16 protein-coding genes, 3 tRNA genes and 2 pseudogenes are annotated in these 14,355 nt (G+C 54.9%); 5 read left to right on the top strand and 16 right to left on the bottom strand.

The window, feature by feature from the left end:
* Positions 1-46: 46 nt before the first annotated feature.
* The 15 genes and pseudogenes from gpJ to C8D90_RS00760 all read right to left on the bottom strand — a co-directional run.
* Complete coding sequence (gpJ, locus tag C8D90_RS00825) at positions 47-3,400, bottom strand: TipJ family phage tail tip protein (RefSeq protein ID WP_221810633.1); 3,354 nt, start codon at positions 3,398-3,400, stop codon at positions 47-49.
* Positions 3,401-3,454: 54 nt separating this feature from the next.
* On the bottom strand, positions 3,455-4,084 hold the full coding sequence (locus C8D90_RS00820; RefSeq protein ID WP_170143772.1) for a tail assembly protein: 630 nt from the start codon (positions 4,082-4,084) through the stop codon (positions 3,455-3,457).
* Positions 4,072-4,791 (bottom strand): C40 family peptidase, encoded by a 720-nt coding sequence (locus tag C8D90_RS00815; RefSeq protein WP_115456522.1) that lies wholly within the window; start codon positions 4,789-4,791, stop codon positions 4,072-4,074. Before C8D90_RS00815 ends, C8D90_RS00820 begins: the two co-directional genes overlap by 13 nt.
* A 2-nt stretch (positions 4,792-4,793) precedes the next feature.
* Complete coding sequence (locus C8D90_RS00810) at positions 4,794-5,543, bottom strand: phage minor tail protein L (RefSeq protein WP_115456521.1); 750 nt, start codon at positions 5,541-5,543, stop codon at positions 4,794-4,796.
* The gene (locus C8D90_RS00805; RefSeq protein WP_115456520.1) at positions 5,540-5,875 is read right to left on the bottom strand and encodes a phage tail protein; all 336 of its coding nucleotides are present in this window, start codon (positions 5,873-5,875) and stop codon (positions 5,540-5,542) included. The genes C8D90_RS00810 and C8D90_RS00805 overlap by 4 nt, the downstream gene beginning before the upstream one ends.
* Positions 5,875-7,056, bottom strand: coding sequence for a phage tail tape measure protein (locus tag C8D90_RS00800; RefSeq protein ID WP_115456519.1), 1,182 nt, complete (start codon positions 7,054-7,056; stop codon positions 5,875-5,877). Before C8D90_RS00800 ends, C8D90_RS00805 begins: the two co-directional genes overlap by 1 nt.
* Positions 7,057-7,066: 10 nt before the next feature.
* Positions 7,067-7,357 (bottom strand): phage tail assembly protein T, encoded by a 291-nt coding sequence (locus C8D90_RS00795; protein WP_115456518.1) that lies wholly within the window; start codon positions 7,355-7,357, stop codon positions 7,067-7,069.
* Positions 7,358-7,380: 23 nt separating this feature from the next.
* Positions 7,381-7,779, bottom strand: a complete 399-nt coding sequence (locus C8D90_RS00790; protein WP_115456517.1) for a phage tail assembly chaperone — start codon at positions 7,777-7,779, stop codon at positions 7,381-7,383.
* Positions 7,776-8,225 (bottom strand): phage tail tube protein, encoded by a 450-nt coding sequence (locus tag C8D90_RS00785; RefSeq protein ID WP_115456516.1) that lies wholly within the window; start codon positions 8,223-8,225, stop codon positions 7,776-7,778. Before C8D90_RS00785 ends, C8D90_RS00790 begins: the two co-directional genes overlap by 4 nt.
* Positions 8,226-8,283: 58 nt before the next feature.
* Positions 8,284-8,691: a phage tail terminator protein gene (gpU, locus tag C8D90_RS00780; RefSeq protein ID WP_115456515.1), complete on the bottom strand. Its 408-nt coding sequence runs from the start codon at positions 8,689-8,691 to the stop codon at positions 8,284-8,286.
* On the bottom strand, positions 8,675-8,812 hold the full coding sequence (locus C8D90_RS22070; RefSeq protein ID WP_162844337.1) for a hypothetical protein: 138 nt from the start codon (positions 8,810-8,812) through the stop codon (positions 8,675-8,677). Before C8D90_RS22070 ends, gpU begins: the two co-directional genes overlap by 17 nt.
* Positions 8,799-9,122: a phage holin family protein gene (locus tag C8D90_RS00775; RefSeq protein ID WP_162844336.1), complete on the bottom strand. Its 324-nt coding sequence runs from the start codon at positions 9,120-9,122 to the stop codon at positions 8,799-8,801. Before C8D90_RS00775 ends, C8D90_RS22070 begins: the two co-directional genes overlap by 14 nt.
* A gap of 189 nt (positions 9,123-9,311) precedes the next feature.
* On the bottom strand, positions 9,312-9,569 hold the full coding sequence (locus C8D90_RS00770; protein ID WP_115456514.1) for a transcriptional regulator: 258 nt from the start codon (positions 9,567-9,569) through the stop codon (positions 9,312-9,314).
* A gap of 396 nt (positions 9,570-9,965) precedes the next feature.
* Entirely contained in the window at positions 9,966-10,664 is a 699-nt protein-coding gene (locus tag C8D90_RS00765; protein WP_115456513.1) for an XRE family transcriptional regulator, read from the bottom strand.
* A 79-nt stretch (positions 10,665-10,743) separates the two neighbouring features.
* Positions 10,744-10,929, bottom strand: a pseudogene (locus C8D90_RS00760) (transposase); the annotation flags it as partial.
* A 14-nt stretch (positions 10,930-10,943) separates the two neighbouring features.
* On the opposite strand from C8D90_RS00760, the pseudogene C8D90_RS22185 reads away from it, so the two are divergent.
* Positions 10,944-11,117: pseudogene (locus C8D90_RS22185) on the top strand (tyrosine-type recombinase/integrase); the annotation flags it as partial.
* A gap of 113 nt (positions 11,118-11,230) precedes the next feature.
* Here the strand turns inward: C8D90_RS22185 and C8D90_RS00750 are convergent.
* A tRNA-Ser gene (locus C8D90_RS00750) sits at positions 11,231-11,320 on the bottom strand.
* 91 nt (positions 11,321-11,411) lie between these two features.
* On the opposite strand from C8D90_RS00750, the gene mtfA reads away from it, so the two are divergent.
* The 4 genes from mtfA (at position 11,412) to C8D90_RS00725 (ending at position 14,329) form a co-directional block, all read left to right on the top strand.
* Complete coding sequence (gene mtfA / locus C8D90_RS00745; protein ID WP_115457212.1) at positions 11,412-12,182, top strand: DgsA anti-repressor MtfA; 771 nt, start codon at positions 11,412-11,414, stop codon at positions 12,180-12,182.
* Positions 12,183-12,300: 118 nt separating this feature from the next.
* Positions 12,301-12,376: transfer RNA gene (locus C8D90_RS00740), tRNA-Asn, on the top strand.
* Positions 12,377-12,616: 240 nt separating this feature from the next.
* On the top strand, positions 12,617-14,068 hold the full coding sequence (locus C8D90_RS00730; RefSeq protein ID WP_115456511.1) for an AMP nucleosidase: 1,452 nt from the start codon (positions 12,617-12,619) through the stop codon (positions 14,066-14,068).
* 185 nt (positions 14,069-14,253) lie between these two features.
* Positions 14,254-14,329 (top strand) — tRNA-Asn (locus tag C8D90_RS00725).
* Positions 14,330-14,355: the final 26 nt, after the last annotated feature.

Here is a 14,355-nt window from a genome sequence, read left to right as displayed (position 1 = left end):
TCTCTCCAATAAATTTTAAGGATATTATTTCTAACAGATGAGGGAATTAAAACCCGATTACTGATGAGGCTCTATAAATGAATAACACGCCTTCGAATCTCATTCTTCCACCATCATTGCGATTCGGGAACTCTATAGTTACTGCTCCGGTTTGTTCATACGTAGATGCAGGAATTGTCAACATAAAATTATTAACTGTCATATTTTCCGCGCCAGAGTTACCAGTGTCATACGTCCAAAGGATCGTATCATTCCAGCGAATCGTCATATTTTGACGCCATGTAGTATAAAATACAGACGCACCAAGAAATAGCAGCGACCGCTGAAAAGGCGCGCCTTTTAGCGTACATATTTTGTAGCGAACCCCTGGTGATGTATTAACGGAGCCCCATGCCCATTTACCTGCCACAGATGACGAGAATATATCGCCATAAATATATTCAGCATATAGGCGTTTAACGGTGCAACTTTCATTTATCGTGACATTATTCAATGTCCCGCTGGTTGCTGTAATTCCTCCTCTTACAGTGGCATTCTGAAAATCAGCAGTACCGTTTTTGTTTATACGCCAACCGACACCGGCACCGTAGCTCGTTGACTGGATATAATCGCCAATTTTCGCATTGGTGATCGTCCCGTCTTTAATGAACGCGGAGTTCATAAACACCTGACCGTTGTCGATAGCGAACGGTGTTGATACCGCCGTCCCGGTCCCGTCTACGGTGTTCAGGACCGCAAAGCGGTTTGCCACCACCAGGACCTGCGTCTGCATTCCGCTCGGCGTGTTCTCCACCCCGGCGCCGATGCCAGCCATATATTGTTTACCGTTCGCGTTTTTAGCGACTTTTACTGACCACATATCCTCCAGCTTACTGGCGTCCTCTATGGGTTTCAGCAGTTCCTGCCCCAACTGCGTCTGGGTGATCTCTCCGGTGAGATAGCTCAGAACATCATTAGCATCACTACTGGCTGCACCGCGTACCCATCCGGTCCAGTCGCTCTGATTCCCTGTACGGTCTACCAGGCACGCTCGATAAAAATAGCCAACGCCGGCCGCCATACCGGGCTGTAGGTACTCGCGCTGCGGATAGGGCACATCCGTCAGCAGTACTGCGCCGGTACCGTCGTTTTGGTGACTGTACTGGACCACCGTTTTCAGCGTATCCTCTGCCCCTGATGAGAAGCCCCACGTTAGACGAACGCCGAACACAACATTACTGGACGCCGCAAAGCCGACCGGGACTGGTGGCCTCCCCTCTTTTCCTTTCAATTCCACTTCGACAGAGGTCGCCCACAGTGACGCAATATCGCTGGCGTTCACCGCCCGCACCCGTACCAGATAGCGGCCGGAATAGATGCCGGAAACCTCGAAACCCTGCGCCGAGGTGCGCGGCACGCTTACCCAGTTGCCGCTGTCCTTGCGCCACTCGGCTTCATAGGCGATCGCGCTTTCCACCGCATCCCAGCTCACGCGCATGATGGTAATGGCTATATTCTGGCTGATGGTGGAATAACTGCCGATCCCGATGTTCTTCGGCCCCGGCTGAATGGTTGGCGGCATAATGGAGATCGGGCGCTCCTCCAGCCGGGCACCGGTATCAATCCGCGCGTATTTGTCCGGGTCGTGCGCGACGGCGGTGATCTCGTAGCTGTTATCCCCGTTATCCCGAATGGAAACCACGCGGAACAGTTGCAGCATCAGATCATCCGCATCCACCGCCCATACGGCCTCCGCCTGCGGTGTTTCGCTGTATGCCGTTGTTACCGTCACCATGTGACCGTTCACCGCCTGTACCGTCCGCGCCTGCGTGGTACCGCTCGGCAGGTTGACCTGCAGGCGGTCGCCGGCCTGCGCGCGAGGCTCACGGTCCAACGTAATTTTTCGCCCATCAACGGCGCTGATCCGCCCTCCGATCGATGCGTTTGCATGCCGGTAATCCGCCACGGCAATCAGGCGTCCAGGCATAGGAATGGCACCATCTAACCCAACAGAAAACGAAACCGTGTTGTCGCTGCTGTTGCTGAGCAGTGTCCAGCGTCCGCGCCGGTTGGCCTCGCTCTGTCGTGTGCAGCCAATGGCGGCGATCTGCGTCTGGTTGATGCCGTAGCGCCGCACCAGACGCTGCTCGGATACCATTTCAACCGTATCAGAATAATGGTTTCCGGGATCTGACCACGATACCGCCGCCGTGGTGTAGCGCGTTTTCTCGCTGGATGAGGAGTAGGTAAACTGGCCGTTGACCACGTTGGCGCGGGTAAACGTGTAGCGCACGTCTTCCGGCATATCGCAGACCGTAACGATCTGCTCGCCACCCCAGTACGTCATCCCCCTGAACACGGCCGCCAGATCGGTCAGCACCGTCCAGGCGTCTTCCTGTGACTGGATATACACATCACAGAGGAAACGTGGCTCAGTGCCGCTGCCCCCCTTGCCATCGGGGACCAACTGATCGCAGTATTGCGCAATCCGGTAGAGTTCCGTCTCGTCAATCTGCACTGACTCCAGGCGATCGCCGAGTCCATAGCGCTCACTCAGCAGCAGATCATAGAAAACCCAGGCCGGGTTATTGCTATGCGCCCATTTAAATCCGCCCGTCCAGGTTCCGGTGTAGGTACGCCGAACCGGATCGTAGTTGTCCGGTACGCGAATGATCGCCATATCGGGAATGCAGGAGATCTGCGGGATGCTCTGGAACTGCTTGGCATTAAACTCAGCGTAGAGCAGCGCGGTGCCCGGATAGCGCAGTTTGGCATCGATGATTTCGCTGATCGCCTCAATATTCATGGTGTCGGCGATGCGGTTGCTGTTGGCATTCTCCGTCAAACGTCGCACCCGGATCTGCCAGCCCGTGGATGCCTTTGGCAGGTTCACCCGGTGGCTGCGCTCATAGAGTGATGTCGTTTTGTCATCGATCGCCGCTTTCAGCATTTCGACATAGGCGCCGCCGTCGGTCGCTACGTCGATTGCGTACTCGATGCGATACCCGACCGTATCGCCATTGTTTTTCTGTTGTTGCAGCGCCGGCCAGCCGAAGCGAATGCGCACCGCAGACAACTGCGTGTTGACGACCGCCCGTACCCACGGCGCGCTGCTTTTCAGCTCGGTATTAACGGCGATTTCATTCTCAACGCTGGGAATGCCCTGGATGTATTCCTGCGCCTGTGTGCCGGGACGAAACTCCCAACGCGCATCAGGAAAGTTGATCGTGCCGTCGGCGTTGCCGTAGGGCGTGCCATCGAACAGAACGCGCGTATTGTCCAGATTTCCCGCCCATTCGCCCTCACCCAACGCGATCAGAATTTTGGCCGTGGCCACCGACTGAACGCTGTCCGGCGCCTCGGTTGGGGTGTGGCTGCTACCGCCGCCACCCTTATTGCCTGTGATTATCGTCATTGCCATATTACGCCCATAAAAAAGACCGCTCACGGCGGCCGGATAGAAACCTGTTGGCGGTTACTGTTGGTCTTCGGCGTAAATTCCCGCGCTGATGATGGCGCCTCCGATTTCTCGCCGACCGTAACCAATCGCCACGGGGTTCCCCTGTGCGGTGGAGTTCACCGGGCCGCCGAAGGCATAGGAGGGTTTGTTATCCGGGTCCTGGCGCATTCGTAAGCCAGAGGTTTGAGGGGATAGCATCTGAATGACGCCGCCTAGCGCGATAGAGGCACCTGCCATTGCTAACGCGCCTCCCCATAATCCTGTAGCACCAAACGCACCAACCAAGCTACCGCCACTAAAAAACGCAGCGGCGGCAATCAAGCCAACGCCGAGTATTGTCTGGAATAGCCCGCCTCGCTTGCTGCCGATAACGACCGGTACCAGATGGATATCCTCGCAGCCTTTTGTCATTTCCAATTCAGCCTCGGCAATATTGCGCTTACGCTCATTGCCGACAAATACCGCAAACGTCAGCCCGCGCTGATGCGCTTCCAGCAGATAAGACTCGAAGCCATCCAGCAGGTTTTTTGCCGCCGAGATCATTTTTGGGACGTGGTGCGCCCTGTAGTGAAACTCCCGACCAAAACGAGCAATCAGCGGACCGTGGAAAACCATTCGCCGCAACGGAACATCTATAAAAGACATAACAACTCCTCATGCCTCACAATTTTCATCGTTCGCTCCGCCCAGTATCCGCCATACGGTACGCGGGCACTCAGTTGACCATAGAGGTGATGCAACAGCATGTTGCCCTCCAGCAGCACGCCGGCATGATTCCATTTGTCGGCCTGAACCTGCATGATGACCAGATCGCCGGGCTGCGGCGGTCCGCTGAATTCACGGAACCCGCACTCGTACCAGCAATCCCGATAGAAATTCTCCTGGTAGTCCTTCTCCCACCAACAATAATTCACCCGGTAGTCGTGCAACTCGATGCCGTGTTCCTGCCGAAAATACGACATCACCAGCCCCCAGCAGTCATAAACGCCTAACACAAACGGCCGCCCCAGCAGCGGCAACTCACCGCGCGGCAGGATAGTGCGGAAGTCGCCCTCCGGCCAGCTTACAATGTGCCAAGGGAGTTCGGTCATGTCGCACTGCGCGCGGTCCTGCTCGCTGGGCTGCGTTGTGGCGTCGGGGTGGCTATGGACGATCCCAACAATGATGCCCTGTTCCGCCGCCGCTTTGTAATCTGCCGGGTCAAGCTGAAACTGCTCCGCCGGCACCGTAGCGAGATTGCCGCAGGGAACATAGCGGGTCACTCGCCCCTTTTGCACCAGCAGCCCGCAACTCTCGCGCGGATACTCTGCGGCGGCGTGAGCCTTGATAGCCTCAATCAGTTTTTGGCGCATCGTTACCTCCGGATCAGCGCGCTGCCGGGGAAGCCGCCAAACGGCAGCGGATTATCCTCCCCGAAGCGCTTTTTGCAGTCGGACAGCAGACCTCCACAGACGTCCAGCGACGGGTCGTCTACCGGGTTTCCGTCCTCGTCAAAGTAGCGCGTGCCGGCGTAGTCGCAGCCCTTTCCGGTCCGGTACCACCCCCTGGAACACCAGGTGCATTGCGAATGGATCTGGCGCGTCGGGATCACCCGGCCACGCAGATCGACGAGGCTGGACAGTTCGAACTCTATCGCCGTGTCCGTTTCGGTTGAACGGCGATCGATGTACCACAATTGCTGACTTTCCTGTTCCGGATCTGCCGTCAGGTTCCCACCGGGAAAGTTACGCGCATCGAGATAGTGTTCGAACGTCCGGTGGATGATCACCCGTGCCTGCACCATGTCATCAAAGCGGATGCACAGCGCGGAGATCAGCCCGTTCTGGTTGGCTACCGTCAGTTTCGGCGCCGCTGCCTGTCCATCTGTGGACATCTCTATGTCGGAGATCTGCACCGGCCAGGGGCCGTACTCCTGCCCCTGCCACCAGATCGACTTCGCCGGTAGTTTCGATTCATCACCGCCAGCCGCTTTCAGTTCCTCCTCGGTATAGGGCAGTGTGTGGCTGTGAAAGCGCAGGATATCGGCGCCGAACGCCGAACCGTCAACCTCAATCAACTCGACGCGGTTTCCCGGCTCCAGCTTCTGACTGTCATTGGTTATCATGGATGGAATGCCTCGATAAATGTCGCGTGCAGCGTATGCTTCCCGGCGCCCAGGGAAGTTAACGACCAGGTTTCGCAGCGATAAAGCCCGAGCGCGCCCAGCGGCGGTTGCCATACAAACGACTTCCAGCCCTGATGCCGCTCCAGAAACGCAGCGATCGGCGTTACCAACGTTTCACCGCCGGTAAACTCTACTTCCTGCTGCCGACTGCGCGGGTTCGGGCCGTCGCCGGAAACCTGCGCATAGCCGTCACCGAATTGGGTTTTACGCACCCGGTAAGACACGTCACCCGACGTATTGACGCGGGGACACCATGTGAAAGTTTCGATCATTAACTCCCCCTAATCGCGCGGGTAATCGCGCCACCTGGCCGCAGGTCGCGATCGCGCAGTTTGGCGTATTCCTGCTGAATGAACTGACCGATATTCCGGCCAAAATTCTCATAGCCGGGTGCGGACTGTACGGAGTTATTACCATCGCCGGTGATGTTGACGATGACCTGTGGTGCCGTATTCACAGGAATGGAGGAGATACTGTTGCTGACGGCCCGGTAGTTTGCTGCCGGCTGTGTCAGCGGCATTGGCGTTACTGCGTCGGCAAGGGCGCCGGAGACATCGCCTTTCATCATACGGTAGAGATTTGCCGCCCCGAAACGGGCTGTGGACTCTTTATCAAAGACAAACTCACCGCGGTGAACGATACCGGCCGGTTCATATTTTCCGCCGTCACCGGTATAACCGCCGCTATCAAACAGCTTGCCAATCCATTCACCGACCCCCTTAACCCAGCCGATTTCACTACCTGAGAAAAATCCCCCCAAGGACTTCAGCCCGTTAACCAACGCCGCATTGAACATAATTTTCTGGATCGACTTAAGCACATCGACAGCCCAATCCTTCCAACTGACCTTGTTACCAGCCAGAGCATCACCAATATTCTTGACTAACCCTTTCATGGCATTTTGCGTCACCGCGGCTGCCTGTGACGAATAATTCGATATATCGCCTATCCATTTACGCATCCCCTCTTCCACGCCGGTCAGCCAGTCTGTTGCCGGTTTATCGCCAGACTCCTGAGACTTTATTTCAGCGGGTTTGGTCCGTTGATTTAGCGGAGGAAATTGTTCTTTCTGCTTCTCAATCAGTCGGATACGCTGGCTAACCACCATCAGACCACGCTGTGCCGAAGTTAAATCATCAGTATCTGCACTTGCCAATCTCAGACTGACAGACAACGCGCTGTAGCCATCGGCCATTTTGATCAGCTCGTCGGCCACTGATACGGCGCTGAAAGCGCCATCCAGAGACCGCACGGCCTGATGGGTTGAAACCATCTGCGACAACAGGGCGGCCATCGCGCGCTGATTTTCCCACGTCGAGGCAGCGGCCTGCTCGTTACCGGTCTGGACGACCTGATAATAATCGCTGCTTAGCTGGGTCACTTTGACCACTTCGTTTTGTAGCGATGGCAGCCCTGCTGACATCTGAATAATCAAATCACGTAAAGATTCCATAGCTCCTCACCTATTGCGCCAGCATGTTAAACAGCGCCTCAAATTGGCCCTCACCCTCATCAACGGCGGCCGTCTGTTCTTCATCGCCTGTTTCACCGAATTTCGGCATGAATTCATCCACCGAGGCTTCCGCTCCCTGTGCGTTAAACACCGCCGCCGTGATCTGCGCGGCATGCATATCACCGCGCCAGTCTCCCAGCGGGGAACGGCGGTCATAGGCAAGCCACATTTGCAGCTCACTGGCGGTCAATGTCTTATTTAACTCGTTGAGCGTCTTACCCAGCCGAAGGGCCAGCGTCATCAGGAAGAATGTGAGAGGGGAGTCTACTTTTTTTGCGCATCGTCAAACGTTAGCGCCAGATCAATGGCGCGACGCAGCAAGCGAGAGTGAACGGGACCGATGTGAGGCGCCAGTGTCTCAGCATCCTCCTCACTGAAAATCGCCACGCCCTTTTCATCCAAAAGGACATCAACCAGCATCAGCGCATCGGCCAGACGAGATAGCCGATCCTGCTCCGGAGCATCCGGCTCCATCGGCTCGTCTTCACCGGATTCCGCTGGCCGCAGTTTGGCGACGAGCTCATTAAACCGTGTCCACGTCGCACCCGACGGCTCGCGCAGAATGAAGGTTTTGCCGCCCCACTCCGGCACCGTTACTGAGGTATGCCGAAAGCCGGCCAGCGGCGCCATGATCATGGCTTTGAGGTTTGCACTCTTTTTCATTTGGCCCCCGGCATGATTTTGACCGGCTTACCTTTCACCCGCAGACTGTAGGTGCCGGTAACCAGTGAGTTGGTGGCCGCAGACCAGTTATCCTGACGGACCGAGGCCAGGAAAGCGAAGCCAGCGCCGCTGGGGAAAACCACCTTAACCGCGCGCAGCGTACCGTCTTCATAAGCCTGGCTCAGCGACTTCTGGCCATCGTCGTAGGCGCTAAAGTTGCGGGTCAGGGAGAGCTCGGCCGCCGCCGGCAGTCCATCCTCCATCTCTTGTTCTTCCGAGCAGAGCGTGGTCGTTTCGATATCCGTTTTCTGCCCGCTGGTGTAACTAATTTCTTTAATGGAACACGAGGTCGGGAACCACTTTACGGTTGTCGGGTTCGCTTCGGTTGCCGGACCATCAGAAACAAAAATCTGTGAACCCTGAGTTTTTTCAAATTTACTGGCCATAACTTCTCCTAACATAAAAAAACCGGCGGATGCCGGGATGATGGGGGTGAAAAAAACGTTACATGCGATAGGTAATGACACTGCGGAGATCGGCCGAGCGCCAGGTCGTAGCCTCATCATCGTGCAGATAGTCGTATCCCTGGGGATTATTAGTGATCGTTAAGGTATTCAGCTCAACCGAATCACGGACCGCCGGAGAGAGATATTGCTCAATCCAGCAATCCAGGTCCGTATCAGAACAATCGGATTGCAGAAATACCTCAGCATGCAATACGGCTTGCCATCCATATTCACCGATCGTACCAGCCTCCGCCGTACATTCAGCGTCAGACAAATATATCGCAATCGCCGGCAAATCCTGGGTGCTCAAGAATTCCGGACGACCATCGTAGAAGCGGGTCGCCTCCGGTGACGCTGACTTAATGGCGTCCATTACCGCCTGGCGGATCTCAATATGCTTTTTCATCGTTTAGGTACAGGCCTCCGTTGGTTACGTCGTACAGCTGATAACGCATTCTTCTATAAGCAATCAGTTTGCAGCCTTCGGCTTGTTTGATCAGGGATAAGCCGGTTTCACTGATTTTCATCACATTTATCCCTCCTGAGGCGGCTTAAAAACCGCTTTTCAATAATTCGAATCGCCTCGGCGCCGGACCAACCGGCCAGACCCGCGACACCACCGGCAATTTCCGCCTCCCAATTGGAGTAACTCGCCGCCAGTAACACCAGCGCGCCGGCAAAAATAGAAATGCAAATTTTTAGTAGAAAAAACGACAGACGGAATCTTTCACCGTTTAGAATTCTCCACGCGTAGTTGGCTAACGTGCCGAGCAGCGTCATCGCTACGACGATCACACTGCCAATCATGCTGAATGAATCAGGTTCTTTGATAGGCATTTTCGTATTTCACCCCTCAAGGGTGCCGTGTACAGGAATAGCCCGCCCACCCTGGCCATCAGGGACAATGAGTTCTGGTAAGTGATTGGCACTTGATGAGCGGACTAAAACAAAAAAGGCTCGCGGGTATATTGCGAGCCTCATCAAATTCTTATAGTTAATACACCGAGACATAACCTCGTAATGCAGTCAGACCTGAGCCGTAATGTTTTCTGACTTACTTTTTTTGGTGCGATACATTGCAACACCAGGCAGGCAGTAAGACCCGCTCCCTACCTCCTCTTTTACCCCGACCGCCGCCATATCGATAGCTTTACACGTCGTGCGGCTCATCCCTGACAAGGTTTGAGCAATTTTATTCTCAAGCGACTTTCCTGCGACGGCTTGCTCCCGCACTTTGCGACGGCGTTCTAGCCTGCGCATCTTGCATAGCTTCTTCGCGTTCATGTTTTCCTCTTGGTTGGCTTTGGGATGGGGTCGCGTATCTGATCACCGCAATCACTCCATTCTAAAGACAACAAAGTTGGTGGACACCTTTCGGCATTCCTGTCTGATTGTTAAAGAGCGGTGAGCGTTGCCTCTCGATGCCAACAGTATAAAACTATAGTTGTTTTTTCATCAACAACCAAGGTTGTTATTTTAATGATAAAAGTTCGATGTGGTTGTAATTAAAGCGAATTTAATCGTGTTGCGGGCTAATTATCATGCGAGGTTGGCTTGAACCTGTTTCTGTCACTCGGGAGAAGAATTCGCTTCTGCCGCACAGCACATATAGGCTGAGCGGCAGAAAAAAGAAAGCCCCACAACAAGCGGGGCTTAGCGACCTAAATTTTGCCGATAGAATTACCAGGCCATAACTGACCAGTTAATCACGCGGCCAATAATTTTCACCGTCGCCGTATCAGCTTCTTCATCGGGATACTCATCCCTGTTGTAGCTACGAATACTCAGACGATGACCGGGAAGACGGTAAAGTAGCTTTATCCTGAACAGGTCGTCTTGTTCAATGGCGTAAATACCTCCGTCAGTAACTCTCGTATGCCCCATATCTACCGTAACGGTTGATCTGTTGGGAATCACTGGCGCCATGCTATCACCATGCACGTCGAAGCTGATTACGTTTGCCGGCTCCGCCCCATACTTACGCAGCGTTGAACGAGAAAATCTTAGCTTGTATCCGTTGTTATCAACGTTATTCATACATCCGTGTCCGGCAGCAAGCTCGATACTCTTGTAATAGGGAATTTCGACCTCATCATCGCCTACCGGGGTGGATCGATCCCAAGTCTCTACCCCCCTCCCTTGTGGAGAAATATTGGATTCAAGGCCTGAACGCATCGGTTCCTCGCCGTCGGACAGCCACTCCGGCCTTACATTTAAGCACTTCGCTATGTCAATCAACCGCGTTGAATTACTGGCTTTACCCACCTCGATTTTTTGAATAGCCGCCTGAGTTACGCCCACACGTTCACCCAGCTGTTTTTGTGAGAAACCAGCCAGATTCCGTGCGAACTTTAATCTTTCTGCAAGGGTCGTTTTCATGGTTGTAAATTTACAACTCTAGTTGTTTTCGGGCAAGCAAATATTGAATGTAGTCCCTCCGATTTTTAGGCTGTGTCCTTTAATTGTATAGCCGTTGATAAAAGAGCCTGATGCAGCCCAGTTTCACCATCGTCAGATAATTTCTCGCCGTTTTGTCGTTTGATTTTCGGGGAATGACTGCTTTTATACCTTTGTTTTTCAGTTCGTTGCGTAACTCATGCCCGGAATACGCTTTATCGGCCAGTACCGCATGGCCACGGCGTTTTGACCGCCGCCAATAAGCTCAATCGACCTCTTGACTGTACATTTCACGATCTGAAGGCGAAAGGAATCTCTGACAACGAAGGCAGTGGGCGTGACAAGCAGCTATTTAGTGGACACAAAACAGAAAGCCAGATTTTGGTATATGACAGGAAGGTAAAAGTCAGCCCTGCGCCGGATAGAAAGCTTTAATATTATTGTCGGTTGCACGCGGCGCTATGCGTCGTTTTTTCCCAGTGGATTTTCTCACATTTTCTCAACGTGATATCCATCGCGGACAAGTGGTAGGATAAGTGTTTGAATTATGGCGGAGAGAGGGGGATTTGAACCCCCGGTGGAGTTGCCCCCACTCCGGTTTTCGAGACCGGTCCGTTCAGCCACTCCGGCATCTCTCCGTGGCGTGAGTGATATAATGCGCCAGTTATGCGCGATCTTGTAGTCAAAAAAGATCTGAACCGTTTAACTGACTATTTCATGAGCAACCCGATGATTAAATGGCCCTGGAGTTCGGCGACAAACGAGACGAGTACCCATTATCCCTGGCAGGAGGCCCTGGCAATTCCTTTGCTGTCGGTCTTATCCGGGGAGGAAACAGAACGTCTGAAAACGCTTGCCGCCCGAATTCTGGAGCAAAAGCAGTTCGTGCCCGTTCAGGGGCTGGAGTTTACGCCCGCGATGGAGGCCCGTTTGGCCTGCCTGTTCGCCCTGCCGGTGCTGGAACTGGGCATCGAGTGGCTGGATGGTTTCCACGAGGTGCTGATTTACCCGGAGCCCTTCATCTACGATGAGCCCTGGCAGGACGACATGGGACTGGTGCATTCATCGCCGGAGGTGCAGTCCGGGCAAAGCCTGGCGCAGGGGCCTATCGTGCTTAACTGGCTCGATATCCGCGACTCCTTCGACTTTTCCGGCTACAACCTGGTGATCCACGAAACCGCCCATAAGCTGGACATGCGTTACTCCGGCGTTGCGACCGGCGTACCGCTCATCAACCTGCGCGATATTCCGCAGTGGGAGCACGACCTGCATGCGGTCATTGAGGCGATTCAGGAAGAGATCGACGTCCTCGGTGAAGAAGGCACCAGCCTCGATGCCTATGCCGCCAGCGATCCGGCTGAGTGTTTCGCCGTGCTCTCCGAATACTTTTTCAGCGCGCCTGAACTGCTGGCGGAGCGTTTTCCCCTGATGTATCAGCACCTGGTGAAGTTTTATCGTCAGGATACGCTGGCACGCGTTACCCCCCTGCCGCCGCATTAATGGTGCCGGTTTGCGCGCATAGTACACCGCGGTGTATGAATTACAGGCAATCGCATTTTTCTGGCGGAAAAGGCGTTGACACTCCACGGTACGGCAGATATTATGCGCCCCACACGATTCCTCTGTAGTTCAGTCGGTAGAACGGCGGACTGTTAATCCGTATGTCACTGGTTCGAGTCCAGTCAGAGGAGCCAAATTTTGAGAAGCCCGCCTTGTTCGGGCTTTTTGCTTTCCGATAACCGTATTTCCCGCTGTAATCCCCGTTGGTTCCTCACCGCCATTTGCCACAGCGGCAGCCATTTCCCTGCTATCAAACCAAAAGCTGCAATTTCCCGTTGCTTTAGTGAATCATTTGTAAAAAGATGCCTCTTCTGTTCTTTATGCCTCATGACATACTAAGGTTCTGACCCAGCCAGAACCGGTAAGGAGAATCAATGAGTAATGATCTGCATCGTGGCCTGACACCTGCCCAGGCGCTGGATAAGCTGGAAGAACTTTATGAAAACGCGGTTGCCGCCCTGCGTGCGGCGATTGCGGAATACACGCTCAACGGCACGCTGCCGGACGTAGACGCCCGCAGCGATGGGTTATTCGTGTACCCGGAATTGCGCGTAAGCTGGGGCGGCACGCCCCGCAGCCCGAAAAATACCCGCGCTTATGCCCGCTTTACCCATCCGGGTTGCTATACCACGACGGTAACGCGCCCCGCGCTGTTCCGGGACTACCTGAACGAGCAGCTTACCCTGCTGCACGACGACTATGGCGTACAGATTGAGGTCGGCCCATCGCAGCATGAGATTCCCTATCCGTATGTGATTGACGGGCTGAACCTGGATCGCACCATGAGCGCCGGGCTGACGAGCCACTTCCCGACCACCGAGCTGGCGCAAATCGGCGATGAAACCGCCGATGGCCTGTTCCACCCAACCGAAGCCTGGCCGCTCTCCCATTTTGATGCCCGTCGCGTGGACTTTTCGCTGGCGCGCCTGCGTCATTACACCGGTACGCCAGTGGAGCATTTTCAGCCCTTTGTGCTGTTCACCAACTACACCCGCTATGTGGATGAGTTTGTGCGCTGGGGCTGCCAGCAGATTCTTGATCCGGACAGCCCGTACGTGGCGCTTTCCTGTGCCGGCGACATCTGGGTGACCGCCGAAACGGAAGCGCCGGAAGAAACCATTTCCGACCTGGCCTGGAAAAAGCACCAAATGCCCGCCTGGCACCTGATCGACAAAGAGGGCCGCGGTATCACCCTGATTAACATCGGCGTCGGTCCCTCCAACGCCAAAACCATCTGCGATCACCTCGCGGTGCTGCGCCCGGATGCCTGGCTGATGATCGGCCATTGCGGCGGCCTGCGTGAAAGCCAGCAAATCGGCGACTACGTGCTGGCTCACGCCTACCTGCGCGACGACCACGTTCTGGATGCGGTACTGCCGCCGGATATCCCGATCCCCAGCATTGCCGAGGTGCAGCGCGCCTTGTATGACGCAACCAAGCTGGTCAGTGGCATGCCTGGCGTCGAGGTGAAGCAGCGGCTGCGCACCGGTACGGTGGTGACCACCGACGACCGCAACTGGGAGCTGCGTTACTCCGCCTCTGCGCTGCGTTTCAATCTCAGCCGCGCGGTGGCGATTGATATGGAGAGCGCGACGATTGCCGCTCAGGGCTATCGCTTCCGCGTTCCCTACGGCACGCTGCTGTGTGTTTCGGACAAGCCGCTGCACGGTGAGATTAAGCTTCCTGGTCAGGCGAACCGCTTTTATGAAGGCGCAATTTCCGAACATCTGCAAATAGGGATTTGCGCCATTGATCTGCTGCGCGCCGAGGGGGACAAACTGCATTCACGGAAACTGCGTACGTTCAATGAGCCACCATTCCGCTGATTGAACCGGCCCGGCCCCGGAACCGCGATCCGCTGCGTTCCGGGGCAACATCACCGGGGAATATGGCTCACTGCGCCACCTTACCTGCCTGTTTTGTCTAATTATTCGGCATCCAATTCATCTTTCTGAAAACAGCCTTTGACAACCCTCTCCCCCCTCGTTAATATGCGCCCCGTTCACACGATTCCTCTGTAGTTCAGTCGGTAGAACGGCGGACTGTTAATCCGTATGTCACTGGTTCGAGTCCAGTCAGAGGAGCCAAATTTTGAGAAGCCCGCCTTGTGCGG

This window comes from Enterobacillus tribolii (assembly GCF_003363015.1).
GTDB classification, from domain to species: domain Bacteria; phylum Pseudomonadota; class Gammaproteobacteria; order Enterobacterales; family Enterobacteriaceae; genus Enterobacillus; species Enterobacillus tribolii.
Note: the sequence above shows the minus strand (reverse complement) of the source record. Positions and strands in the feature narration are given on the sequence as shown.

Bases quoted from the DNA above. Each gene is read 5' to 3' on its own strand.
- gpJ (WP_221810633.1), bottom strand. From the start codon at position 3,400: ATGGCAATGACGATAATCACAGGCAATAAGGGTGGCGGCGGTAGCAGC.
- C8D90_RS00820 (WP_170143772.1), bottom strand. From the start codon at position 4,084: ATGTCTTTTATAGATGTTCCGTTGCGGCGAATGGTTTTCCACGGTCCG.
- C8D90_RS00815 (WP_115456522.1), bottom strand. From the start codon at position 4,791: ATGCGCCAAAAACTGATTGAGGCTATCAAGGCTCACGCCGCCGCAGAG.
- C8D90_RS00810 (WP_115456521.1), bottom strand. From the start codon at position 5,543: ATGATAACCAATGACAGTCAGAAGCTGGAGCCGGGAAACCGCGTCGAG.
- C8D90_RS00805 (WP_115456520.1), bottom strand. From the start codon at position 5,875: ATGATCGAAACTTTCACATGGTGTCCCCGCGTCAATACGTCGGGTGAC.
- C8D90_RS00800 (WP_115456519.1), bottom strand. From the start codon at position 7,056: ATGGAATCTTTACGTGATTTGATTATTCAGATGTCAGCAGGGCTGCCA.
- C8D90_RS00795 (WP_115456518.1), bottom strand. From the start codon at position 7,357: ATGACGCTGGCCCTTCGGCTGGGTAAGACGCTCAACGAGTTAAATAAG.
- C8D90_RS00790 (WP_115456517.1), bottom strand. From the start codon at position 7,779: ATGAAAAAGAGTGCAAACCTCAAAGCCATGATCATGGCGCCGCTGGCC.
- C8D90_RS00785 (WP_115456516.1), bottom strand. From the start codon at position 8,225: ATGGCCAGTAAATTTGAAAAAACTCAGGGTTCACAGATTTTTGTTTCT.
- gpU (WP_115456515.1), bottom strand. From the start codon at position 8,691: ATGAAAAAGCATATTGAGATCCGCCAGGCGGTAATGGACGCCATTAAG.
- C8D90_RS22070 (WP_162844337.1), bottom strand. From the start codon at position 8,812: ATGAAAATCAGTGAAACCGGCTTATCCCTGATCAAACAAGCCGAAGGC.
- C8D90_RS00775 (WP_162844336.1), bottom strand. From the start codon at position 9,122: ATGCCTATCAAAGAACCTGATTCATTCAGCATGATTGGCAGTGTGATC.
- C8D90_RS00770 (WP_115456514.1), bottom strand. From the start codon at position 9,569: ATGAACGCGAAGAAGCTATGCAAGATGCGCAGGCTAGAACGCCGTCGC.
- C8D90_RS00765 (WP_115456513.1), bottom strand. From the start codon at position 10,664: ATGAAAACGACCCTTGCAGAAAGATTAAAGTTCGCACGGAATCTGGCT.
- mtfA (WP_115457212.1), top strand. From the start codon at position 11,412: ATGATTAAATGGCCCTGGAGTTCGGCGACAAACGAGACGAGTACCCAT.
- C8D90_RS00730 (WP_115456511.1), top strand. From the start codon at position 12,617: ATGAGTAATGATCTGCATCGTGGCCTGACACCTGCCCAGGCGCTGGAT.